21 protein-coding genes are annotated in these 23,751 nt (G+C 63.6%); 13 read left to right on the top strand and 8 right to left on the bottom strand.

Annotated elements, in window-relative coordinates:
* Window position 1 precedes the first annotated feature (1 nt).
* The gene (locus IVB48_RS27530) at window positions 2-1,699 is read right to left on the bottom strand and encodes an alpha-amylase family protein (protein ID WP_247404806.1); all 1,698 of its coding nucleotides are present in this window, start codon (window positions 1,697-1,699) and stop codon (window positions 2-4) included.
* A 239-nt stretch (window positions 1,700-1,938) separates the two neighbouring features.
* Between IVB48_RS27530 and IVB48_RS27525 the strand changes: the two genes are divergently transcribed.
* Together IVB48_RS27525 and IVB48_RS27520 are read left to right on the top strand one after the other, a co-directional pair.
* Complete coding sequence (locus IVB48_RS27525) at window positions 1,939-2,427, top strand: MmcB family DNA repair protein (RefSeq protein ID WP_247404803.1); 489 nt, start codon at window positions 1,939-1,941, stop codon at window positions 2,425-2,427.
* Window positions 2,428-2,690: 263 nt separating this feature from the next.
* Window positions 2,691-2,945 carry a hypothetical protein gene (locus IVB48_RS27520; protein WP_027566055.1) on the top strand — a complete coding sequence of 85 codons (255 nt, stop codon included), beginning with the start codon at window positions 2,691-2,693 and terminating at the stop codon, window positions 2,943-2,945.
* 169 nt (window positions 2,946-3,114) lie between these two features.
* Here IVB48_RS27520 and IVB48_RS27515 read toward each other — a convergent pair whose 3' ends face one another.
* Entirely contained in the window at window positions 3,115-3,669 is a 555-nt protein-coding gene (locus IVB48_RS27515) for an ActR/PrrA/RegA family redox response regulator transcription factor (RefSeq protein WP_007598178.1), read from the bottom strand.
* A gap of 103 nt (window positions 3,670-3,772) precedes the next feature.
* On the bottom strand, window positions 3,773-5,083 hold the full coding sequence (locus tag IVB48_RS27510) for an ActS/PrrB/RegB family redox-sensitive histidine kinase (RefSeq protein ID WP_247285183.1): 1,311 nt from the start codon (window positions 5,081-5,083) through the stop codon (window positions 3,773-3,775).
* A 105-nt stretch (window positions 5,084-5,188) separates the two neighbouring features.
* Between IVB48_RS27510 and IVB48_RS27505 the strand changes: the two genes are divergently transcribed.
* The 4 genes from IVB48_RS27505 to IVB48_RS27490 all read left to right on the top strand — a co-directional run bounded on the left by IVB48_RS27505 (window position 5,189) and on the right by IVB48_RS27490 (window position 9,315).
* Complete coding sequence (locus IVB48_RS27505) at window positions 5,189-5,992, top strand: ABC transporter ATP-binding protein (RefSeq protein ID WP_007616003.1); 804 nt, start codon at window positions 5,189-5,191, stop codon at window positions 5,990-5,992.
* The gene (locus IVB48_RS27500; protein ID WP_247404800.1) at window positions 5,989-6,807 is read left to right on the top strand and encodes an ABC transporter permease; all 819 of its coding nucleotides are present in this window, start codon (window positions 5,989-5,991) and stop codon (window positions 6,805-6,807) included. Before IVB48_RS27505 ends, IVB48_RS27500 begins: the two co-directional genes overlap by 4 nt.
* A 121-nt stretch (window positions 6,808-6,928) precedes the next feature.
* Entirely contained in the window at window positions 6,929-8,257 is a 1,329-nt protein-coding gene (gene phaZ / locus IVB48_RS27495; RefSeq protein WP_027566053.1) for a polyhydroxyalkanoate depolymerase, read from the top strand.
* 218 nt (window positions 8,258-8,475) lie between these two features.
* Window positions 8,476-9,315: a SprT family zinc-dependent metalloprotease gene (locus IVB48_RS27490; RefSeq protein ID WP_247404797.1), complete on the top strand. Its 840-nt coding sequence runs from the start codon at window positions 8,476-8,478 to the stop codon at window positions 9,313-9,315.
* Between the two features lie 253 nt (window positions 9,316-9,568).
* On the opposite strand, the gene IVB48_RS27485 is transcribed toward IVB48_RS27490, so the two are convergent.
* Window positions 9,569-11,782: a penicillin-binding protein 1A gene (locus IVB48_RS27485; RefSeq protein WP_247404794.1), complete on the bottom strand. Its 2,214-nt coding sequence runs from the start codon at window positions 11,780-11,782 to the stop codon at window positions 9,569-9,571.
* 167 nt (window positions 11,783-11,949) lie between these two features.
* Between IVB48_RS27485 and IVB48_RS27480 the strand changes: the two genes are divergently transcribed.
* Window positions 11,950-12,375: a DUF1330 domain-containing protein gene (locus IVB48_RS27480; protein ID WP_219679800.1), complete on the top strand. Its 426-nt coding sequence runs from the start codon at window positions 11,950-11,952 to the stop codon at window positions 12,373-12,375.
* 116 nt (window positions 12,376-12,491) lie between these two features.
* On the opposite strand, the gene IVB48_RS27475 is transcribed toward IVB48_RS27480, so the two are convergent.
* The 3 genes from IVB48_RS27475 to IVB48_RS27465 form a co-directional block, all read right to left on the bottom strand.
* Complete coding sequence (locus IVB48_RS27475) at window positions 12,492-13,718, bottom strand: ABC transporter substrate-binding protein (protein ID WP_007615994.1); 1,227 nt, start codon at window positions 13,716-13,718, stop codon at window positions 12,492-12,494.
* 232 nt (window positions 13,719-13,950) lie between these two features.
* Entirely contained in the window at window positions 13,951-15,177 is a 1,227-nt protein-coding gene (locus IVB48_RS27470; protein WP_247404791.1) for an ABC transporter substrate-binding protein, read from the bottom strand.
* Between the two features lie 135 nt (window positions 15,178-15,312).
* Window positions 15,313-15,756, bottom strand: a complete 444-nt coding sequence (locus IVB48_RS27465) for a DUF1304 domain-containing protein (RefSeq protein ID WP_247404788.1) — start codon at window positions 15,754-15,756, stop codon at window positions 15,313-15,315.
* Window positions 15,757-15,765: 9 nt separating this feature from the next.
* On the opposite strand from IVB48_RS27465, the gene IVB48_RS27460 reads away from it, so the two are divergent.
* Window positions 15,766-16,296, top strand: coding sequence for a methylated-DNA--[protein]-cysteine S-methyltransferase (locus tag IVB48_RS27460; RefSeq protein ID WP_247404785.1), 531 nt, complete (start codon window positions 15,766-15,768; stop codon window positions 16,294-16,296).
* 132 nt (window positions 16,297-16,428) lie between these two features.
* On the opposite strand, the gene IVB48_RS27455 is transcribed toward IVB48_RS27460, so the two are convergent.
* Window positions 16,429-19,218 (bottom strand): [protein-PII] uridylyltransferase, encoded by a 2,790-nt coding sequence (locus tag IVB48_RS27455; protein ID WP_027566047.1) that lies wholly within the window; start codon window positions 19,216-19,218, stop codon window positions 16,429-16,431.
* Between the two features lie 187 nt (window positions 19,219-19,405).
* Here IVB48_RS27455 and IVB48_RS27450 point away from each other — a divergent pair, with 187 nt between their 5' ends.
* The 5 genes from IVB48_RS27450 to IVB48_RS27430 all read left to right on the top strand — a co-directional run bounded on the left by IVB48_RS27450 (window position 19,406) and on the right by IVB48_RS27430 (window position 23,725).
* Window positions 19,406-20,377 carry an aliphatic sulfonate ABC transporter substrate-binding protein gene (locus IVB48_RS27450; protein WP_247404783.1) on the top strand — a complete coding sequence of 324 codons (972 nt, stop codon included), beginning with the start codon at window positions 19,406-19,408 and terminating at the stop codon, window positions 20,375-20,377.
* 264 nt (window positions 20,378-20,641) lie between these two features.
* On the top strand, window positions 20,642-21,487 hold the full coding sequence (locus tag IVB48_RS27445; RefSeq protein WP_247404779.1) for an ABC transporter permease: 846 nt from the start codon (window positions 20,642-20,644) through the stop codon (window positions 21,485-21,487).
* Window positions 21,488-21,491: 4 nt separating this feature from the next.
* Window positions 21,492-22,277 (top strand): ABC transporter ATP-binding protein, encoded by a 786-nt coding sequence (locus IVB48_RS27440; protein ID WP_247404777.1) that lies wholly within the window; start codon window positions 21,492-21,494, stop codon window positions 22,275-22,277.
* A 69-nt stretch (window positions 22,278-22,346) separates the two neighbouring features.
* Entirely contained in the window at window positions 22,347-22,856 is a 510-nt protein-coding gene (locus tag IVB48_RS27435) for an OsmC family protein (RefSeq protein WP_027566043.1), read from the top strand.
* A gap of 71 nt (window positions 22,857-22,927) precedes the next feature.
* Complete coding sequence (locus IVB48_RS27430; protein WP_247404774.1) at window positions 22,928-23,725, top strand: hypothetical protein; 798 nt, start codon at window positions 22,928-22,930, stop codon at window positions 23,723-23,725.
* The last annotated feature ends 26 nt before the right edge of the window (window positions 23,726-23,751 follow it).

Raw genomic sequence — 23,751 nt, 5'->3', positions numbered from 1 at the left:
CCTACCCCGGATGCTTGTTGCCCCGCACCGTCTTGTCGATATCGCTCCGCTTCAACAGATAATCCAATCCGCCGACGCGGTACCAGCGATAACCGTAGGGCTCCAGCACGACGCGATGCTGGCCGCGCTTGTCGGCGTGGCTGTGGTCCTCCGCGAGCAGATTGATCAGGTGCTCGCCGGCCTCGCCCGGCAGCCCCGCCGAGAACGCGATCTCGCGCGGCTTCTCGTCGAGATTGTGCACGAACAGCACGGAATTGTTGCGCCAGTCGTAGCGCATGATGAACACGGCGGGATCGCGCGTCGCGATGATCGAAAAATCGCCCCAGCCGATCTCCGGCACCTCCTTGCGCATGCGGACGATGCGCTCGGTCCAGTTCAGCATCGAGTTGGGATCGCGGCGCTGCTTGGCGACGTTGACGTGCGGATAGCCGTACGGTCCTTCGTCGATGACGGGCAAGGCCGGCTTGTCGCTGGTGGTGAAGCCGCCATGCGGCTCCGTCGACCATTGCATCGGCGTGCGCGCGCAATTGCGTTCCGGCAGCGAAAGATCATCGCCCATCGCGATCTCGTCGCCATAGCGGATGACAGGCGTTCCCGGCAGTGTGCACATCAGGCTGTAGGCGAGCTCGAGCCGCCGGCGGTCGCCACCCAGCATCGGTGCCAGGCGACGGCGAATGCCGCGGTCGTAGAGCTGCATGTCCTTGTCAGGACCGAAGCTTTTGAACACGGTGTCGCGCTGCGCCTTGGTCAATCGCCCGAGATCGAGCTCGTCGTGATTGCGCAGAAACAGGCCCCATTGCGCCGAGGCCGGCCGCGGCTTGGTCGCCTTCAGCGCTTTCCCCAGCGGCCGGGAATCGGACGAGGCCAGCGCATAGAACAAATGCTGGTTGACCTGGAAATTGAACATCATATGCATGCGGTCGGCATCGCGGCCGAAATATTCCATGTCCGTCTTTGGCAGCACGTTGGCCTCGGCGAGGATGATGGCATCGCCCTGCCGCCATTGCAGGAATTCACGAAACGTCCGCAGCATGTCGTACTGCTCGGCCGGCTTTTTCACCTTGGCGCCTTTGGTCGAGATGACGAAAGGCACGGCATCCATGCGAAAGCCTGAGACGCCGAGCTGGATCCAGAAGCCCATGATCTTCAAAATCTCGGCCTGCACGCGCGGGTTCGACGTGTTGAGATCGGGCTGGAAATCGTAGAAGCGGTGGAAGTACCAGGCGCCGGCTTCCTTGTCGCGTGTCCAGGTCGATTTCTGAACGCCGGGAAACACCATGCCCTGATTGGCGTTGGCCGGCTTCTTGTCGGACCAGACATACCAGTCGCGGTAGGGGGAATTCCTGTCGCTCCGCGCCGCCTTGAACCAGGGATGCTGGTCGGAGGTGTGGTTCACGACGAGATCGATGATGACGCGAATGCCGCGCTGCTTGCAGCCATGGGTGAACTCGACGAAATCGCCGAGCGTGCCGTAGCGGGCATCGACGCTGTAATAATCCGCGACATCGTAGCCGTCGTCGCGGCCGGGCGAGGTCTGGAACGGCATCAGCCAGATCGTGGTGATGCCGAGGCCGTGCAGATAATCGAGCCGGCGCAACAGGCCCTTGAAATCGCCGATGCCGTCGCCGTTGGCGTCCATATAGGTGCCGACGGACAGGCAATAGATGATGGCGTTCTTGTACCAGAGATCGTCGATCATGCGCGCGCAGCCTCGGTGGTTCCGCCGAGGTGCGGCGGCTGCGTGATAAGTGCGTAGGGGAGGGGAGGTTCCGCGCCACTGTCGTCCTGGACAAGCGAAGCGCAGATCCAGGACCCATTACCACAGGGCACAGTTTGACGAGGACTGGTGGTGATCCCCTCGTGCACCAACGATCCCTTGAGGTAATGGGTCCTGGCTTTCGCCGGGACGACGAGGGAGGAATCGGCTATCCTCCCGCCATGGACAACACCGCCCGCATTGCCATCGTGCCGCCACCCGACCGCCGTCAATCAGAGACGGCGCTGGCGATCGCGCGCGGCACGGCGCGGTTGTTGCGCTCGCTCGGCTTCACCTGCATCAGCGAATTGCCGCTGCCCTCGGGGCGGCGCGCCGATCTGGTCGCGCTGAACGAGCGGGGCGAGATCTGGATCGTCGAGATCAAATCGTCGGCGGAGGATTTGCGCGCCGATCAGAAATGGCACGAATACCGGGCGCATTGCGACCGGCTGTTCTTCGCCTTCACGCAGGACCTGCCTTGCGAGATCTTTCCGCAAGATACCGGCCTGATCATCGCGGACGCCTATGGCGCGCACCTGCAGTGTGAGGCGCCCGAGCACAAGCTCGCTGCGGCCACGCGCAAGCAGATGACGGTGCGGTTCGCGATGGCGGCGGCATTGCGGATCAACCGGCTGGTCGATCCGCAGGGGCATGCGGAGTTTTGGGAGTAGGCTCCGTCCGGATGTCTTTCCCCAGGTCACATGCCTGGAAGAGGTACCCGGTAAAATTTGAGAAGCTTCGGGACGATTTCGCTCAGACTGGCAACATCAGCGGTGGCTAACACCGAACCCTTGCTCGGCAACATGAAGATCAAGCAGCGACGTGACGCTTCGTTCTTTCATGAGCGGCAGCGGACGTGACGGGCCGCACATACTTCAGACGTACGGCACGGTATCGCTTGTTCCGCAATTAACCAGCCACAAGGAAACGTGCCATGAAAACCTTCCGCACCGCTCTCTTAACCTTTGCCGCACTAGCCGGACTGACGTCGTTCGTGACCTCGACGCAGTCTTCCTATGCTGGCGGACTCGGCCTCGATTGGCTTTCCAACAAGCCCTACGTAGAGTGTCTTAAGAACGTCCGAATGCTCGCCGACGTTGGTAGCATTCTGAAAGGGCCCGCGGACCGAGAGGCGAGTTACGAGCGGGGCCGCCACCAATGCAACCAGCGCTACTATGGTCATGAATAGACCGCCCGCGCTTCCGCCGAACTGCGATGCTGCCAGATTCAGCTCGTAGTCTCGGTCCAGTCACAACGTGCAAAAGCGACGTTGCGGGCTGCTCCGGCAAATGGCTGTCCCGGGTCACCGTCTTAGCCTCGGGGCCGACATCTGCGCGCCATGAGTAAAACGCCAAGGATTACCGCGGCGCGCGTTTGGCCAGAATCCGCTGCAACGTACGCCGGTGCATGTTGAGCCTGCGCGCCGTCTCCGAGACGTTGCGGTTGCACATCTCGTAGATGCGCTGGATGTGTTCCCAGCGCACGCGGTCGGCCGACATCGGGTTCGCCGGCAATTCGGACTTGTCCGAGCCGGTCGACAGCAGCGCCGCGACGACGTCGTCGGCGTCCGCGGGCTTTGAGAGATAATCGACCGCGCCCATCTTCACCGCGGTGACGGCGGTGGCGATGTTGCCATAGCCGGTCAGCACGATCGCGCGGGCGTCGGGGCGCTTCTTCTTCAGCGCCGAGACCACGTCGAGACCGTTGCCGTCACCGAGCCGGAGATCGACCACGGCGAATGCCGGCGCCGCCTTGCCGATCTGCGCCAGACCGTCGGAGACGGTGTCGCATGACGTCACCGCAAAGCCGCGCGTTTCCATGGCGCGCGACAGCCGCTCCAGAAACGGCTTGTCGTCCTCCACGATCAGGAGCGAGCGGTCGGTCTGTTCGTTCAGTTCGGCGATGGCGTTCAAGGTTTCGTCCTCTCTCCAGCGCTTCTACATATGGCGGCGCAATCGCGCGGTGCCAAGGGCGCCAATAGTCGATCGGCCCCGTTGTGCGACGCAAGGTCGCGGCCTATCCTATTGTTTCTTCGAAGGTCTCGATAGCCTCAAAACGCTCTCTCGGCCACGTGATCTGGACCACTGCGCCATGGTCCGGAAAGGTGCGGTTGGTGAACGAGACCTTGGCGCCGGTGCGCTCCAGCAAGGTGCGCGCGATGAACACGCCGAGCCCGAGGCCGCCGCCTTCGTCCTGGCTGCGCCGCCGCGACAAATAGGGCTCGCCGATCCGGTTCAGGATGTCAGGCGGAATACCGGGACCATCGTCGGAAATCACGAGCTCGATCGTGTCCTTGTTCCACCACGCATTCACCTCGACGGTGGTGCGGGCGAAATCGACCGCGTTCTCGACGATGTTGCCGACCCCGTAGAGGATCGCCGGATTGCGCGAGCCGACCGGCTCGGCCACGATGGCGACGGCGATGCGCACCTTGATATCCACGCCGAAATCGCGGTGCGGCGCCACCACCTCCTCGATCAGCTCCGAGAGCTTCATGCGGTCGAACGGCGCCCCGGTGGAGGAGAGCTGGGTGATCTTGCTCAATATGTCGCGGCAACGCTGCGTCTGCTCGCGCAGCGTCTTCAGGTCAGCGGCAAAGTTCGGCTCCTTCACCGTCTTCTCCAGCTCGCGCGAGATCAGGAAGATCGTCGCGAGCGGCGTGCCGAGTTCGTGCGCTGCGGCCGCGGCCAGGCCGTCGAGCTGGGTCAGATGCTGCTCGCGCGTCAGCACCAGCTCGGTCGCGGCCAGCGCGTCGGCGAGCTTGCGCGCCTCTTCGGTGACCTGGAACGAGTAGAGGCTGGTGACCCCGATCGCGAGCGCGATCGAGAGCCAGACGCCGACGAGATAGATCGGCGGCAGCACCAGCGGATCGTCGGAATCCCAGGGCAGCGGCAGATGGAAAAAGAACAGCACCGAGGCGCAGGCTACAGCCAGCACGCCGAGGCCGAAGGTGAAGCGGGCCGGCAGCGCGGTCGCCGAGATCAGCACGGGCGCGAGGAACAGGAACGAGAACGGGTTCTGGAGTCCACCGGTGAAGAACAGGAGACCCGCCAGCTCCACGATATTGAGCGCGAGCAGTCCGGCCGCCTGCATCGGCTCCAGCCGCTGCAGCGGATTGGACACGGTCTGGAGCCCCAGATTGAGCGCTGCCGACAGCGCGATGATGCTGACGCAGGGGACGATCTCGACGTTGAATTCCAGCCCCTGCGCCACGATGAAGATCGCGGCGAGTTGGCCCAGCACCGCGAGCCAGCGCAGGCGCAGGATCGTATCCAGGCGGATATGACGCTGCGCGGGGCGAAAGTCGGAAGCGGCAAGTTCGGTCATTTCGGCCAATGGGGCGGTGCCTTCTCGATCACAAGCGCGCGGCTCACGGAACCACCGGATTACAAGCCTTGCGCTCTCCGCTGCAATAGCAGAAGAACGCCCACCATGACTGAGAATGACAAGGCTTCAAGCTGGCCGACTGTCGCGGATCGCAGCCTCTCCGCGGCAATCGCGGTCGATCACCTCGTCAAGGTGTACAAGCAGACCCGCGCTGTCGACGACATCTCCTTTTCGCTTCCGCGTGGCAGCATCACCGGGCTGCTTGGCGGCAACGGCGCCGGCAAGACCACGACAATCGCGACGATCATGGGCCTGGTGCTACCGACCTCCGGCCGCGTGCAGGTGCTCGGGCATCGAATGCCGGAGGACAGCGCCTCCGTGCTGGGGCGGATGAATTTCGAGAGCCCCTATGTCGACATGCCCATGCGGCTCACGGTGCGTCAGAACCTCACCGTGTTCGGCAAGCTCTATGCGGTGAAGAACCTCTCCGACCGCATCGCTGAGCTCGCCTGCGACCTCGATCTCACCGAGTTCATCGACCGCGCCAACGGCAAGCTCTCCGCAGGACAAAAGACGCGCGTTGCGCTTGCCAAGGCGCTGATCAACCAGCCCGAGCTTCTGTTGCTGGACGAACCGACCGCCTCGCTCGATCCCGACACCGCCGACTGGGTCCGGGGTCATCTGGAGCGCTATCGCAAGGCGAACAACGCCACCATCCTGCTGGCCTCGCACAACATGCTCGAGGTCGAGCGGCTCTGCGACCGCGTCATCATCATGAAGCGCGGCCGGATCGAAGACGACGATACGCCCGAAGCCATCATGGCGCGCTACAACCGCACCACGCTGGAAGAGGTGTTTCTGGACGTCGCGCGCGGCCGGGTGAATGGTGCGCAGGAGGCGGTGCGATGAGTGAGGCCTTCCTCCATCGCGGCATCTCGCTCCATCGCATCGGCGCGATGATCCTGCGCTATTGGTACCTCTTGCTGTCGTCCTGGCCGCGGCTGCTCGAGCTGCTCTACTGGCCGGCGCTGCAGGTCATCACCTGGGGCTTCCTTCAGCTCTATATCGCGCAGAATGCAAATTTCTTCGCGCGCGCCGGCGGCACCCTGATCGGCGCCGTCATCCTCTGGGACATCCTGTTTCGCGGGCAGCTCGGCTTTTCGATCTCGTTTCTGGAAGAGATGTGGGCGCGCAACCTCGGCAATCTCATGATGAGCCCGTTGAAGCCGATCGAATTCCTGCTGTCGCTGATGATCATGAGCCTGATCAGGCTCGCGATCGGCGTCATTCCGATGACGCTGCTCGCGCTGTTCCTGTTTCACTTCAACGTCTATGCGCTCGGCGTCCCGCTGATCGCGTTCTTCTGCAACCTGATCTTCACGAGCTGGTCGGTCGGCATCTTCGTCTCCGGCCTGGTGCTGCGAAACGGCCTCGGCGCCGAGAGCATCGTCTGGACCTTGATGTTCGGCATCATGCCGCTCGCCTGCGTCTACTATCCCGTCAGCGTGCTGCCAGTCTGGTTGCAATATATTGCCTGGACGCTGCCGCCGACCTATGTGTTCGAAGGGATGCGGGCGCTGTTGATCGAAAACACCTTCAGGACCGATCTGATGCTGAGCGCGTTGGCCATCAACGCGGTGCTGTTGGTTGCATCTTTTGGGGCATTCCTTGCCCTTTTGCGCAGCGCCCGGATGCAGGGCTCGCTGCTGTCAGGCGGCGAATAACGTCACTTTCTCGTGGATTCAGCCCGGTTTGGGCACCTGGGCCACGTAGATGTACGGAACCATGCATTGACGCAATATTACGCATTCGGCAGTATGCTGCGATGCGAAGAGGAATATAGCGATGCCGATTGGTGAGTTTGGCGGCGCGCCGCCCCTGGTGGCCGAAGGCAGTCCGGTCCTGACGACGCCGATGTACTGGATGTACGAGATGGGGCAAGCCTCTCTCAATCCGGCGCGCGCGATCACGGACGCAACCAAGCTGCTGTTTCAAAATCCCCTCAATCCATGGGCGCGCACCGAGGTCGGCAAGTCGGTTGCCGCGGCCTGCGAGTTGTTCGAACGCACCACGCGGCGCTACGGCAAGCCGGAATGGGGCCTCAACGACACCGAGGTCAACGGCATCCGTGTCCCCGTCGAGGTCCGCTCGGTCTGGGAAAAGCCGTTCTGCCGTCTGCTCTACTTCGATCGCAAGTTCACCCGTCCGCTGCGCAGCCCGCAGCCGCGCGTGCTGATCGTCGCGCCGATGTCCGGCCATTACGCGACGCTGCTGCGCGGCACGGTCGAGGCTTTCCTGCCTGCGCATGAGGTCTACATCACCGATTGGGCCGATGCCCGCATGGTGCCGCTCAGCGACGGCCGCTTCGATCTCGACGACTACATCGACTACGTCATCGAGATGCTGCATGTCCTCGGCGGCAACACCCATGTGCTGGCGGTGTGCCAGCCCTCGGTTCCCGTCGTCGCTGCCGTTTCGATCATGGAAGCGCTGCGTGATCCCTTCGTGCCGACCTCGATGACGCTGATGGGAGGCCCGATCGACACCCGTCGCAATCCGACTGCGGTGAACAACCTCGCCCAGGAGCGCGGTATCGACTGGTTCCGCAACCACGTCATCACCAAGGTGCCGTTCCCGCATCCGGGCATGATGCGCGACGTCTATCCGGGCTTCCTGCAGCTCAACGGCTTCATCAGCATGAATCTCGACCGGCATATGGACGCCCACAAGCAGCTGTTCGCCAATCTGGTGAAGGGCGACGGCGACCTGGTCGACAAGCATCGCGACTTCTACGACGAATATCTCGCGGTGATGGATCTCTCGGCCGAGTATTACCTGCAGACGGTCGACACCGTGTTCGTGAAGCATTCGCTGCCGAAGGGCGAGATGACCCATCGCGGAACACGCGTCGATCCCTCCAAGGTCACGCGCGTCGCGTTGATGACGGTCGAAGGCGAGAACGACGACATCTCCGGCATCGGTCAGACCGAAGCAACTCACACATTGTGCAGCTCGATTCCCGATCACCGCCGCGTTCATTACGTCCAGAAGGGCGTCGGACATTACGGCGTGTTCAATGGCTCGCGCTTCAAATCGGAAATCGTGCCACGCATCCACGACTTCATGGTCTCGGCGGCGAATCCGAGCTCATTGCAGGCGCTCGCAGCCGAATAATCGCGTTTTTCGGCTTTCCCGCTGAAAATCGATGCCCTGTCGGAGGCTCCGACAGGGGCAAGTTCCCGCCAGATTCGCGGTATCTAGGTAGCTTTGTAGGAGTGAGTCCAACCTCACCCCTTGGGGGGTGCCGCATGCGCCGAACGGGGGCGAAAAAAGCCGGTTCCAACCCCAGTCTGTAGGGTCTCCCGGACGCCAGACCCCTGTATATTGGGCAAATGATTTGTTTTTGCGCCGAGCGCTTTCCCTGGCGGCGGTTATGGCAGAATCCGGGCGCTCTCCTGCCCCCCGGACTGACAGACATGGCCACTCGCGCACTCCTCTATCGTCGGCCCCACGAGCCGAAGACCCTCCTGATCACCCATGGATCGCAATATTTTGCGATTCGGCTGCGCCGGCATCGCCGCGCGCGCCGTTACACGCTCAGAATTCATCCGAGCGATCGCGAAGCCATCCTCACCATGCCGCCGCGCGGCACTCTCGCCGAAGCAAAAGACTTCGCGCAGCGCCACGGCGCGTGGATCGCGGCACGTCTCGGCCGTTTGCCGAAGGCCGCACCGTTCCAGCCTGGCACAGTGATACCGCTTCGCGGTGTTTCTCATCGCATCGTTTATCGCGCCGGCACCCGCGGTACGGTGTGGACGGAAGTGCGCGATAGCGGGGAACGCATTCTCTGCGTCGCCGGCGGCGTCGAACATGCGGACCGTCGCGTCAGCGACTTCCTCAAGCGCGAGGCGCGCCGCGATCTTCAGCGTGCCGCGGAATCCTATGCCGCCGAGCTCGGCGTCAAGGTGAAGCGGCTCTCGATCCGCGATCAATCCAGCCGCTGGGGCTCCTGCACCTCGGCCGGCTCGTTGTCGTTCTCCTGGCGCCTGATCCTCGCGCCGCCCTATGTGCTCGACTATCTCGCCGCCCACGAAGTCGCCCATCTCGTCGAGATGAACCACTCGGCGCGATTCTGGCGCGTCTGCGGCAAGGTCTGCCCGTCGATGGAGCGCGCCAAGAAGTGGCTCGATACATACGGCAACGATTTGCACCGGTACGGGGTCGAGGATTAAGGCTCGTTGATGCCTCATGTGACGCTGTCATCGCCCGCGAAAGCGGGCGATCCAGTATTCCAGAGGCGGCTGTTGTTGAATCGAGAAGCCGCGCCGTATTGGCTTCCCGCCTCCGCGGGGAATGACAGCCGCGCGCGCGATTCAAGCGTCTGTGCTGCCCGCACAAGCCGTTGATTTCGTTATCCTCGGCTACTGTGCATGGGGTTGTTTTCGCGTTTTTTTGTTTTGAGGTCACCAAGACCTCAGGTCTGCGCTAGCGATTCCCGCCGAACAGCCGGTCCATCAACCAGCCATCGAGTCCTGCGGCTGCTTCCGGACGCGCATTGGCACGCGTCGGCGGCGGACGATAGCCGCCGTTGCTGGCCGGTGCGGGTCCGGGCGCGGTCGCTGTCGGCGGCGACACTTGCGACGTCGCCTGCGCCAGGTTCGACAGGCCCCAGCCACCTTGCGAGCTCGGCAGCGCTGCCACCGGCACGCCCTCGTGCGCCGTCTTCATGAAGCGCGACCAGACTTCGACCGGCAGGCCGCCGCCGGTTGCTTTCTTGGTCGGCGAGTTGTCGTCATTGCCGAGCCACACGCCGGTGACGAGGTTGGCGGTGTAGCCGATGAACCAGGCGTCACGGTAGTCCTGGCTGGTGCCGGTCTTGCCGGCCGCCGGCCAGCCCGGGATCTCCGCCTTCTTGGCGGTGCCGCTGATCAGCGTTTCCCGCATCATCGCGTTCATCATGCCGACATAGCGCGGGTCGATCACTTGATTGTGCTCGTCCGCCTGGCGCATGTAGAGCAGCTTGCCACCGAGCGTCCTGATCCGCGTGACGACATGCGGCGTCGCCGTGAAGCCGCCATTGGCAAAGGGTGCATAGGCGCCGACCAGCTCGACCATCGAGACTTCGGAGGTGCCGAGCGCGATCGAGGCGTTGGGCTCGAGCTTCGAGGAGATGCCGAGCCGGTGCGCGGTGCGCACCACATTCTTCGGGCCGACCTCGAGGCCGAGGCGGATGGCGACCGTGTTGAGCGACGTCGCGAGCGCCTGGGTCAGCGACACCGCGCCGAAATATTCGTGGGTGTAGTTCTCAGGTCTCCAGCCCTTGACCTCGATCGGCGCGTCCTGCCGGAGGGTGTCGGGCGTCAGCCCCTGCTCCAGCGCGGTCAAGTACACGAACGGCTTGAACGAGGAGCCCGGCTGGCGCCTGGCGGTGACGGCGCGATTGTACTGGCTCTCGGAATAGTTCCGGCCGCCGACCATGGCGCGCACTGCGCCGTCAGGCGTCATCGCCACCAGCGCGCCCTGGCTGACGTTGAACTTCACGCTCTTGGCTGCCAGCTCGTCGATGATGGCGGCTTCCGCCACGCTCTGGAGCTTCGGATCGATCGTGGTCTCGACCTTGATGCTCTCGTCGATCTGGCCGACCAGATCGTCCAGCACCTCGCCGATCCAGTCGGCGACGTAGTTGATCGTGCCGGCGCCGACCGGCTTCACATTGTAGGAGGGTTGGCCGATCGAGGCCTGCGCCTGCGCCTCAGTGATGAATTTGGCATCGGCCATCGCCGTGAGCACGATTTTCGCGCGTGCTTCCGCGCCCTCGGGGTTGCGGTTCGGCGCCAGCCGCGAAGGCGACTTGACGAGGCCGGCCAGCATCGCTGCTTCCGCGACGGTGACGTTCTTGGCCGACTTGCCGAAATAGCGTTGCGCGGCGGCCTCGACGCCATAGGCGCCGGAGCCGAAATACACGCGGTTGAGATAGAGCTCCAAGATCTCGTTCTTGGAATGTTTGCGCTCCAGCCAGATCGCGAGCTCCGCTTCCTGCAGCTTGCGCGCCATGGTGCGCTCCTGGGTCAGGAACAGGTTTTTCGCCAGTTGCTGCGTCAGCGTCGAGCCGCCCTGCGACACGCCGCGATGGAGTACGTTGGTGACGAGCGCGCGCAGGATGCCGATGGGATCAATGCCGAAATGCGAATAGAAGCGGCGGTCTTCGATGGCGATGAACGCCTTGGGCAGATATTGCGGCAGATCCTTCAGCGAGACGTTGGCGCCGGCCATCTCGCCGCGCTGTGCCAGCATGCTGCCGTCGATGCCGACGATCTGGATCGTCGGTGGCCGCTTGGGGATTTCCAGCGACTGGATCGGCGGCAGATGGGCACCGACATAGATCACGACGCCGATCACGGCGATCGCGCCCCACAGGCCCAGCACCGCGCCCCAATAGACCAGGCGGCCGAGGCTTGCGCCAATGCGCGACTTCGATCGCCGCTTGGCACTGCCGCGGCCGGTCTGCGCCTTCCGCTCGCGCGGCGGCTCGTCGCCGGCATCCTCGCTCTTGCGCTTGGCGGATGATTTCGTTGATTTCTTCGGCTTGTCATCGCCGCCAGGAATCCGGTCGGCGGCGGTCAGGCGCAGATCGGCGAGTGCTGCAGGCAAGCCGAACAGCGGCTCCTTGCGCCCACCCTTTTTCTTTCCCAACCCCATACGCAAACGCCCGGTCAGCCCGCCCCGCCGCACGCTAGCGGTCGCTGTTTAAGGCCCGGTTACCCAGAGCTTAACGCGTGATTAGGAGGTGCGGCATTCGCCGGCCGCAGTTCCGCTGGGAGGTCGGCAGAGCTAGGATCGCCGGCATAAAACAAAAGGAAACTCAGATGGGCCACATCGATCCGACCAAGGAGATTTTCGCGCAGTTCCGGGACAACGACCGTCCCGGCCCGATCCACATGCTCAACCTGGTGCGCTTGCGCAAAGAAGCGGCCTATCCGGATGGCCGCAAGGCGAGCGGCGCGGAAGCCTATGCGGCCTATGGCCGCGAGAGCGGCCCGGTGTTCGAACGCCTCGGCGGCCGCATCGTCTGGCAAGGCAAATTCGAGTTGATGCTGATCGGCCCGGAGACCGAGCGCTGGGACCATTGCTTCATCGCCGAATACCCAAGCGTCGCCGCCTTCGTCGAGATGATCCGCGATCCCGTCTACCGCGAAGCGGTGAAGCACAGGCAGGCCGCGGTGGAGGATTCACGGCTCATTCGGCACGCGGTGCTGCCGGTCGGAAAGAACTTTGGCGAGGTGCCGGATTGATTTTCCGTCACGGCCGGGCTTGACCCGGCCATCCAGGCCTTCCTTTGCTGCCGCAAGAACGTGGATGCCCGGGACAAGCCCGGGCATGACGACGTTGAGGCAGTTGCCTACGAGAACTAACCCGCCGGACTCGCATCCTCAATGATCGGGCCGAACAGCTCCCAGCGTTCGCCGTTGAACTTCATCATCTGAAGCTGCTTGTTGACCCGGTAGTCGGTCGGTGAGGTGTTGGCCTTGATGCCGGGCAACGCGGTGTCGCTGGTCACGTCCTTCAGCGACGCGGCCTGCTTCATCACGTTCTCGCGCGTCAGGTCGTCGCCGCACTGCTTCAGCACATGGACCAGCAGCTGCGCCGTGCTGTAGCCGTAGGTGTTGAAGTTCGAATCCTTGTCGCCATCCGGATAATACTTGGCCATGAAGTCGAAATACCTCTTGAGGCCGGCATCGTCCTTCCAGGTCGGATCGAGCGGTTCCTTGCCGTAATTGACGCTGATCAGGCCCTTGGCGGCGTCGAGGCCGGCCGGCTTCAGCACCGCGCCGACCGAGGTGGCGTTGATGTCGACGATCTGCACCGGATGCCAGCCCATCTCGGCGATCTTCTTGATCGCCTGCGCCGCCTGCTTCGGCGTGGTGGCGCTGAAGAACAAATCGGCGCCGGCATCCTTGATCTTGAGGATCTGCGAGTCGACGGTCGGATCGGAGACTTCGTAGGAAGCTTCAGTCACGATCATCTTGGCAGCCTTGTCGCCGAGGCCGGCCTTGATGCCGTTCAGATAGTCCTTGCCGAGGTCGTCGTTCTGATACAGCACGCCGATCTTGGCGTTCGGATGCTCCTTCAGGATGTACTGTCCGTAGATGCGGCCTTCGACGAAGTAGTTGGGGTTGAAGCCCATCGTCCACGGAAAGTTCTTCGGATCCGTGAACCTCGAGGCTCCGGTCGCCGCGAACAGTTGCGGCACCTTCTTTGAATTGAGATATTTCTGCACGGCTGCGTTCACCGGCGTGCCGATGATCTGGAAGGTCAGCAGAACCTCGTCGCTTTCGACCAGCTTGCGAATCTGCTCCACGGCTTTCGGCGGCGAGTAGGCGTCGTCATACTGGATCAGATTGATCTTGCGGCCGTTGACGCCGCCCTGGTCGTTGATCATCTTGAAATAGGCGGCCTGGGTCTTGCCGATCGACGAATAGGCCGACGCCGGTCCAGAAAACGGCATCGTCTGGCCGACTTTGATCTCGGTATCGCTGGCACCCGGATCATATTTCTTCTGGGCATTGGCCGCCGAGACCGACAGCGCCAGGGTCAGCGCCGTTGCCGTGGCCAGATGCAGAATTCCATTCCTCATTCGCATTTCCTCATTGTTTATTGCCGGTGATCAATCGGGTGCGCTCATGCGCACGGGGCGTCACCGCTGAGGTCGAGTGTGAATGAGGCATTGCTGCAACGCAAGATGGGCGTGCACCCGCAGTTCGTAGGATACGCAACGTCTCAGCAAGTTCGTTAAGGTGGGCCCAGCCCCGGCGGATGCGCGAAGTGCAGTCCGCCGGGCGTAGCCCACCTATGAAATCTCCGAGAGACTAACCCGCTGGACCCGCATCCTCCATGATCGGGCCGAACAGCTCCCAGCGTTCGCCGTTGAACTTCATCATCTGCATCTGCTTGTTGACGCGGTAGTCGTTCGGCCCGGTGTTGATCTTGATGCCGGGCAGCGCGAAGCTCGGGGTGAAGTCCTTGATATTGGCGACCTGCTTCATCACGTTCTCACGCGACAGGTCGTCGCCGCACTGTTTCAGAACTTGCGTCAGCAATTCGGCGACGGAATAAGCATAGGTGTTGACGGTGTTGAGCTTGTCGCCTTCGGGGAAATACTTGTCCATGAAGGCGAAGAACGCTTTCACACCCGGATCGTCCTTCCACTGCGGATCGCCGGGCTCCTTGCCGTATTGGGTCGATATGATGCCCTTGGAGATCTCGAGGCCGGTCGGCTTCAGTGTCGCCGAGATCGGGCTCGCGTTGATGTCGAGAATGTGCACCGGCGTCCAGCCGAGCTCGGCGACCTTCTTGATCGCCTGCGCCGCGAACTTGGGTGTCGAGGCATCATAGAAAAGATCGGCGCCCAACGACTTCAGCTTGACCACCTGCGAGTCCACCGTGGGATCGGTGACCTCGTAGGAGACTTCGCCGACAATCATGCCGGCGGCCTTGTCACCGAGACCGCTCTTGAGGCCGGCGAGATAGTCTCGGCCCATGTCGTCGTTCTGATAGAGCACGCCGATCTTGGCGTTCGGATGCTCTTTGAGGATGTACTTGGCGTAGATGCGCCCCTCGGAAACGTAGTTGGGATTGTAGGCGATGGTCCATGGATAGTTCTGCGGATCGTTGAAGCGCGCGGCGCCGGTCGAGGCCAGCAGTTGCGGGATCTTCTTGCCATTGAGATACTTTTGCACGGCGGCGTTCGCGGCGGTGCCGATGATCTGGAAGGTGAACAGCACCTCGTCACCTTCGACGAGCTTGCGCACCTGCTCGACCGTCTTCGGCGGCGAATAGGCGTCGTCATACTGGATCAGATTGATCTTGCGGCCGTTGATGCCGCCCTGATCGTTGATCATCTTGAAGTAGGCGGCCTGGGTCTTGCCGATATTGGCGTAGACGGAATAGGGCCCGGAGAACGGCACGGTCTGGCCGATCTTGATCTCGGTGTCGCTCGCGCCGGTGTCGTATTTCTTCTGGGCGAGAGCTTGGTTGGCGGAGAACGCGAAGGCGAGCGCCGCCGTGGCAGTGATGAAGGCTCTGCGATTGCTCATGTGGGGTTGTTCCTCCTGACGGAATTTCCGACCGACGGTCTTGTCCCGTTGATTGCCAACGGTCGCCATCGCTGTCGGAGATTGTGGAGGAACGGCAGGCGACGCGCAAGGATCGCGGCGCCGCGCTATGGCGTCTCAGGCCAGGAACAGCGCTAACAGCGCGAGCGCCGCCGGTAGCGCCTGCACCATCAGGATGCGCGTGCTGACGGTCGCTGCGCCATAACCGCCGGCCACGATCACGCAGAGCAGGAAGAATGCCTTGATTTGGAACGCGAAGGCCGGATTGCCGTGCACCAGCCCCCAGACCAGGCCGGCGGACAGAAAGCCGTTATAGAGCCCCTGGTTGGCCGCCAGCACCTTTGTGGTCGCTGCCTTCTCCGGCGTGTTGCGGAAAACCTTCAAGCCCTGCGGCTTGTCCCAGAGAAACATCTCCAGGATCAGGAAGTAAGCGTGCAGTGCGGCGACCAGCGCCACCAGGATATTCGCGATCCAGACCAAGTTGAGCTCCCCCAGCGTCAGCTTTCGGGTGGACGCTAGCACGGCCGGCGTGGCAATTGCGATGGCGTGTTTCGATGCCATGGTGCCGCAATGCCCGCGCGACCGACCAAATCACTTGCAAGCTTCGGCCTCGATCGGCTGGCGACCCCGATCGGGATTGCGCTGCTGGTCACCGACGCTGCGGGCACCTTGCGCGCGCTCGACTGGGCGGATTACGAGCACCGCATGCGCGAGCTCTTGCGCCTGCATTACGGTGTGGTGGAGTTGCGTGACCAGCCCGCGCCCGCAGCCATTCGGACTGCGCTGTCGGATTATTTCGACGGCGATCTCGGCCAGCTCTCAGGCATCGCCTGGCGCATCGCCGGCACGCCGTTCCAGCAGAAGGTCTGGAATGCGTTGGCGCAAATTCCTGCCGGCACCACGATGAGTTACGGCGCGCTCGCCGCCAGGATCGACATGCCCAAGGCCATTCGCGCCGTCGGCCATGCCAACGGCTCCAATCCGATCAGCGTGGTGCTGCCGTGCCACCGTCTGATCGGCGCCGATGGTTCTCTGGTGAAGTACGGCGGCGGCCTCGAGCGCAAGCGCTGGCTGCTGCGGCACGAAGGCGTGGCGGTCTAAGAGCCCGCATAAGAATGTGTTGAGCAATCGGTGGCGCTGTGCCTCAAGCTTCGGATGTGGACCCGGGCGAGCCCTGGCCGACTTTCGACGTCCGGCGCGATGATGATGATTCAGCCCGGAATGACCAGAAAGTCACGCCGCCGGCTGAACCGCCTTGTCGCCGGCCATCACGTGGGTCAGCGCGCTCTTGATCGCGGCCTGGCGTGTCGGCGCGCTGATCTGTGCGCCCAGGAGATCGGTGACGTAGAACACGTCGCGGGCGCGCTCGCCGAAGGTCGCGACATGGGCTGAGGCGATGTTGAGGTTGAGCTTCGAGATCGCGGTGGTCAGCTCGTAGAGCAGGCCGGGCCGGTCGAGGCCGGACATTTCGATCACTGTGTAGCGGTCGGACCATTGGTTGTTGATGGTCACTTCCGGCTCGATCACGAACGGCCGCGCCTTGCCGCGCACGGTGCGCCGCGCCACCACCTCGGGCAGACGCAGCTTACCTTCCAGCACGTCCTCGATCATCTCGCCGATGCGCGTCGCGCGCCGTCCCTCGTCCTCGTCACGGTCGTATTCCCTGGAGATCGAGATCGTGTCGAGCGCGCGGCCATCGGTCGTGGTGTAGATCTGGGCGTCGACGATGTTGGCGCCGGCCGAGGCGCAGGCACCCGCGATGATCGACAGCAGCCAGGGATGGTCGGCGGCGAAGATGGTCAGCTCGGTGACGCCGCGCACCTCGTCGAAGCCGACATTGATCGCGAGCTTGTGGCCGGCCTGCTCGCTGGCACGGACGAAGCGCGCGTGCCGGATCTTGCGCGGCAGCTCGACCTTGAGCCAATAGGCCGGATAGTGCCGGCCGATATAGGCGTCGAGCTCCTCCGCCGGCCATTCCGCGAAGGCGTTACGGAATTCGGCGTATGCGGCCGTGAGGCGCTTGCCGCGGTCAACCTCCGAGAAGCCGCCCGTCAGCACCGGCTCCGTCTCGTAGTACAGCGAGCGCAAAAGCTGCGCCTTCCAGCCATTCCATACGCCTGGACCGACGCCGCGGATGTCGGCGGTGGTCAGGATCGTCAAGAGCTTCATCTGCTCGACCGACTGCACCACGGCGGCGAAATTCTCGATGGTCTTGCGGTCGGAGAGATCGCGCGACTGCGCGACCGTGGACATCGTCAGATGCTCCTCGATCAGCCAGGCCACGAGTTCGGTGTCGGCCGGACTGAAGCCGAGCCGTGGGCAAAGCCGTCGCGCCACCTTGGCGCCGGCGATCGAGTGGTCTTCGGGCCGGCCCTTGGCGACGTCGTGCAGCAGCGTCGCGATGTAGATCACGGAGCGATGCTCCGGCCGGATCTTGCGCATCAGGTCGCTCGCCACCGCGAATTCCTCGATGCCGCCGCGCTCGATGTCCTGGAGGAAGCCGACGCAGCGGATCAAATGCTCGTCGACGGTGTAGTGATGATACATGTTGAACTGCATCATCGAGACGATCTTGCCGAAGGCGCGGATGAAATGGCCGAGCACGCCGGTCTCGTTCATCCGCCGCAGCACGATTTCCGCGTTGTCGGATGTCAGGATCTCCATCAACAGCCGGTTGGCTTCGGGATTCTCGCGCATCTGCGCGTTGATCAGGCCGAGCGAGCGCGTCACGTCACGCATCGCGTCCGGGTGGAAGGCGAGATTGTTCTTCTGCGCCAGGCGGAAGATGCGGATCAAATTGACCGGATCGTGCTTGAAGACGTCGGGCGCGGCGACGTTGATGCGGTTGTTGTCGACGATGAAGTCGTCGCTGTCGGGCACCCGCCGCTTCACCGCGGTGGGGCGAAGCCGCGCCATCATCCGGCTCAGCACCGGCGCGGGCTTGGCCTGCTGGTCCTCGAGCTTGGCGCAGAGGATGGCGGTGAGATTGCCGACTTCCTTGGCGACCAGGAAGTAGTGCTTCATGAAGCGTTCGACGTCCTGCATGCCGGGATGCGAGGTGTAGCCGAGCCGGACCGCGATCTCGCGCTGGAGGTCGAAGGAGAGGCGCTCTTCAGGGCGGCCGGAGTAAAAGTGAAGATTGCAGCGCACCGACCAGAGGAAGTCGGCGCAGCGGCGGAAGGTGCGGTATTCCTGCGCGTCGAACACGCCGCGGTCGACCAGCTCGTCGGTGTCGCTCACGCGGTAGACGTATTTCGCGATCCAGAACAGCGTGTGCAGGTCGCGCAGGGCACCCTTTCCGTCCTTGACGTTGGGTTCGACCAGATATCGCGATTGACCGCCGCGGCGATGCCGCTCCTCACGCTCGGCGAGCTTTGCGGTGACGAACTCGGACGCGGTGCCTTGCACGACCTCCTTGTCGAAGCGGGCGACCAGCTCGTCATAAAGCGGCCGGTCGCCGGTAAGGAAGCGCGTCTCCAGGATCGCGGTGCGGATGGTCATGTCGCCGCGCGCCTGCCGGATCGACTCGTCGACCGAGCGCGTGGCGTGACCGACCTTCAGCCCCATGTCCCAGAGGCAATAGAGAATGGCCTCGGCGACCTGCTCACCCCAGGCGGTCTGCTTGTAGGGCAGGATGAAGAGCAGATCGATGTCGGACTCGGGAGCCATCAGGCCGCGGCCATAGCCGCCGGTCGCCACCACTGCCATGCGCTCGGCACCGCTCGGGATCGGCGAGCGGTAGAGATGACGAGTTGCCGCCGAATACAGGATGCGGATGATCTCGTCCTGCACGTGGCACAGCCGCTCGGCGCAGCGCCGGCCGTGACGGTCCTTCAGCAGGATCGTCTGTGCCGCAGCGCGCGACGCAATCAGCTCGGCCTTGAGCAGTTGCGCCATGGCCGTGCGGAACGCGTCCTCGCGTCCCTGGTGCTTCTCGGCAAGCGCATCGACCGCGGCGGTGATCCGCGCGGTGTCGAAGCGATCGTCCACCTCGGCCTTCTGCTCAGTCGCAACGCTGTCCATGTCTCACCGGATATAAGAGGCGGCCGGCCCTGTCACCCGCCATTCTCTCGCAATAGTCGTTCCATGCTGGAAAGGTGCGGCTTTGGGCAAAGCTGTTCTCAGCCGGCGCGCTTTCGAGGGATGGATTTTCTCGTTGACCTCTAGACATAACTCATTGAAAAACAATGAAGTTTTGAGGAGGCCGGGCATGATCAGGATTACACGACGCATACTGTTGGCGGGAGCGGTCGCTCTCGCAATGTCCCCCGTGGCGCGGGCGGCGGATCCGCTCAAGGAAATCCGTATCGACTGGGCGACCTATAATCCGGTGTCGATGGTCCTGAAGCAGAAGGGGCTCCTGGAAAAAGAGTTCGCCAAGGACGGCATCACCGTCACCTGGGTGCAGTCGGCCGGCTCCAACAAGGCGCTCGAATTCCTCAACGCCGGTTCGATCGACTTCGGCTCGACCGCGGGCTCGGCGGCGCTGGTCGCCCGTATCAACGGCAACCCGATCAAGTCGATCTACGTCTATTCGCGGCCCGAATGGACGGCGTTGGTGACATCAAAGGATTCCAAGATCGCTAATGTTGTCGACCTCAAGGGCAAGCGCGTCGCGGTAACGCGCGGCACCGATCCGCACATCTTCCTGGTGCGCGCGCTGCTTGGCGCAGGTCTCACCGAAAAGGACATCACGCCGGTGCTGCTCCAGCACGCCGACGGCAAGACCGCGCTGATCCGCGGCGACGTCGATGCGTGGGCCGGGCTCGATCCGATGATGGCGCAGGCCGAGGTCGAGGAGGGCGCGAAACTGTTCTACCGCAAGGCCGACGCCAACACTTGGGGCATCCTCAATGTGCGCGAGCAGTTTTTGAAAGACTATCCGGACGCCGCCCGCCGCGTGCTCGCGGTGTACGAAGAGGCGCGCAAATACTCGCTGGCGAATTACGACGAGCTCAAGAAGACCTTCATCGCCGTGACCAAGCTGCCGGAACCTGTCGTCGACAAGCAGCTCAAGGAGCGCACCGAGCTGACCCACAGCCGCATCGGCGCGCCCCAGCGCGAGTCGATCCTCGCCGCAGGCCTCGCCCTGCAACAGGCCGGCGTGGTCGATGCCAAGGTCGATGTGAAGGCGACGCTCGATGCTCTGATCGATGACCAGGTCCCGCTGCCGACGAATTAAGGTGCTCTTTCCCTCCCCCCTTGTGGGGGAGGGTGCCTCGCGAAGCGAGGCGGGTGAGGGGTATCTTTCCTCACGATCGGTATTGCGAGCCGAGAGAACCCCTCATCCGGCGCCATAGCCGACGCGAAGCGTCGGCGTTCTTTTAAGGACGGCGGCTGAAGGTCGCCTATGCCACGTTCTCCCACAAGGGGAGAAGGGAAAAGCAGCGGAGGGCGCGGCAAGAGTAGTGTTGCATTCCCTGACGAGACGCGCTTCCTACCGGCCATGATCTCTGAGGCGCCAGTCCTGCAACAGACCACGGAACCGGCCGAAAGCGCCGCCGCGCCTTCGTGGTTGTCGCGTTATGCGCGTCCATTGCTGGGTGTGTTGCTGCCGCTGACCCTCGCGCTCGGTTGGGAGTTCCTGGTCTGGCGCGGCTGGTCCAATGGCCGGCTGGTGCCGCCGCCCTCGCGCGTGTTTGCCACCATCGTTGATCTTGCCCGCTCCGGCGAGTTGGTCCGTCACATCGCCGCGACACTGTGGCGCGTTGGTCTTGGTTTTGCGTTCGGCGTGGTCGCGGGCACCTTGCTCGGCGCCATATCCGGCTATTGGTCGCTGGCGCGGCGGCTGCTCGATCCGACCGTGCAGGCGCTGCGCGCTATCCCCTCGCTGGCCTGGGTGCCGCTGTTCATTCTCTGGCTCGGCATCTTCGAGACCTCGAAGATCGCGCTGATCGCGGTCGGCGTGTTCTTCCCGGTCTATCTCGGCGTGATGGGCGCGATCCTCATCGTCGATCGCAAGATCGTCGAGGTCGGTCGCACCTTCCGTCTCTCTGGACCTGCCATGATCCGGCGGATCCTGCTGCCTGCGGTGCTGCCGGCCTATGTCGTGTCCTTGCGCGTCGGTCTTGGTCTGGGCTGGATGTTCGTGGTGGCGGCCGAGCTGATCGGCGCGTCCGAAGGCCTCGGCTATCTCCTGCTCGACGGCCAGCAGCTCGGCAAGCCCGCGCAGATCCTCGCCGCCATCGTGATCTTCGCGATCCTCGGCAAGCTCACGGACTGGCTGATCGAGATCGCGGCTGCGCCCTTCCTGCGCTGGCAGGACGCCTTCGGGCGTACGGTGGGAGCATAAGGCGATGCTGGCGCTCGACCGGGTCAGCAAGACCTATCCCAACGGCGTGCAGGCGCTGGCGCGCTTCTCCGCCGAGATCAGGCAAGGCGAGATCGTCGCCATCATCGGCGGCTCGGGCTGCGGCAAGTCCACGCTGCTGCGCGCCATCGCCGGCCTCGACCGCGCAAGCTCGGGCGCGGTGACGCTCGACAACGAGGCGATCGCCGCGCCGCATGCCAAGATCGGCATCATCTTCCAGGAGCCGCGGCTGCTGCCCTGGCTCAGCGTCGCCGATAATATCGGCTTCGGTGTTGCCGATGGGCCCGCGACCGAGCGGCGTGAAAAGGTGGCGCGTGCGCTCGAGCGTGTCGGGCTGGCCGAAAAGGCGCAGGCGTGGCCGCGCGAGCTCTCGGGCGGGCAGGCACAGCGCGTCGCGATCGCCCGCGCGCTGGTGCCGCAGCCCGAGGTGCTCTTGCTCGACGAGCCGTTCTCGGCGCTCGACGCTTTCACCCGCCGCGACCTCCAGGATCATCTGCTCGATCTCTGGGCCGACACGCGGCCGACGCTCATCCTCGTCACGCATGACGTCGACGAGGCCGTGGTGCTGGCCGACCGCGTGCTGGTGATGCGGCCGCGGCCGGGCCGGCTGTTCGACCAGATCGAGATCAATCTCGGCCGGCCGCGCGACCGCAATTCGCCGCTGTTCGAGAATTTCAAGCGGAGTGTGCTGACGTCACTCGACCGTTCGCTCGACCGCAGCGTGCCCGACCGTGACGCAACCCAGGGTCCCGGTCAGGCCATGTGGTGGTGACAATTTCGCTCCGAGCCGGTACATCGCAAGCCGGTACTTCGTAGAGACGATTTTCCCGGGAGAGACAAAATGGACGCCGCAGCACTGCGCCAGATGCAGGCCCCGATCAAGGAGCGCTACAAGACCGACCCCAAGACCGCGATGATCACGTTGAAGGCCAAGGGCTCGACCGACAGCGAGGGCATCGCCTGCAAGGTCGAGACCGGCCGCGCCATCGCAATGGCCGGCCTGCATCCCGCGACCGGCGGCTCCGGCCTGGAGCTTTGCTCCGGCGACATGCTGCTGGAGGCGCTGGTCGCCTGCGCCGGCGTCACGCTGAAATCGGTCGCGACCGCCATCGAGGTGCCCTTGAAGACCGGCAACGTCTACGCCGAGGGCGATCTCGATTTCCGCGGCACGCTCGGCGTCGACAAGGAGACGCCGGTCGGCTTCGCCGAGATACGCCTGCGCTTCGACGTCGACACTGATGCGCCGCAAGACAAGCTCGACCTGCTGCTCAAGCTCACCGAGCGCTATTGCGTGGTCTATCAGACCATCAAGAACGGCCCGAAGGTCTCGGTGTCGATGCAGCGGATGTAGCGAGCGAAGGCCGCTCGCTCGCCCAACAATTCGTGTCGTCTCGGCGAAGCCCGGGACGACAAAAGAAAAAAATGTCCCCCGAGCTCCACTTCATCCTCATCCTCGTTCTGCGCATGATGGTCGCGGCGGTGTTCGTCGTGACGGCTTCGATCATCACCGAGCGCTCAGGGCCGGTGATCGGCGCGCTGGTCGCGACCTTGCCGGTTTCGGCCGGACCATCCTACGTCTTCCTCGCGCTCGACCACGATGCCGCCTTCATCGCGCAGGGCGCACTGTCGAGCTTGCCGGTCAATGTAGCGACGATCTTCATGTGCGTTACCTATGTGGTGCTGGCACAGCGACGCAGCCTTCTGGTGAGTTGCGGAAGCGCGGTCGCGGTCTGGATCGTGTTCGCATCGATCATCAAGCAGTTCGACTGGTCGCTCACCGCCGGGCTCGCCGCCAATCTGATCGCGTTCGGCATCTGCATTCCGCTGCTCGCGGGCTATCGCCACGTGAAGATGCCGCTGGTGACGCGGCGTTGGTATGACGTGCCGATGCGGGCATTGCTGGTGGCGACGCTCGTCGCCATCGTCGTCTCGACATCGAGTTCGGTCGGCCCCCGCATCAGCGGCATCATCGCGCTCTACCCGGTCGTGTTCACCAGCATCATGGTGATCCTGCATCCGCGCGTCGGCGGCCCTCCGACTGCTGCGGTGCTGGCCAACTCCGCCTGGGGTCTGCTCGGATTCGGCATGGCAATCGCGGTGTTGCACGTCGGCGCCGCCCATTTCGGCTCCGCGATCGGGCTCTGCATGGGGCTTGCGACCTGCGTCGTTTGGAATCTGACGCTGTGGTGGAACGGGCGAAGGAAGCGATTGGCGCACTAGGCTCGTCATTGCGAGGAGCGAAGCGA

This window comes from Bradyrhizobium sp. 76 (assembly GCF_023073025.1).
GTDB lineage: Bacteria > Pseudomonadota > Alphaproteobacteria > Rhizobiales > Xanthobacteraceae > Bradyrhizobium.
The sequence above is the reverse complement of the archived record's forward strand: the minus strand, read 5'-3'. Positions and strand labels throughout refer to the sequence as shown.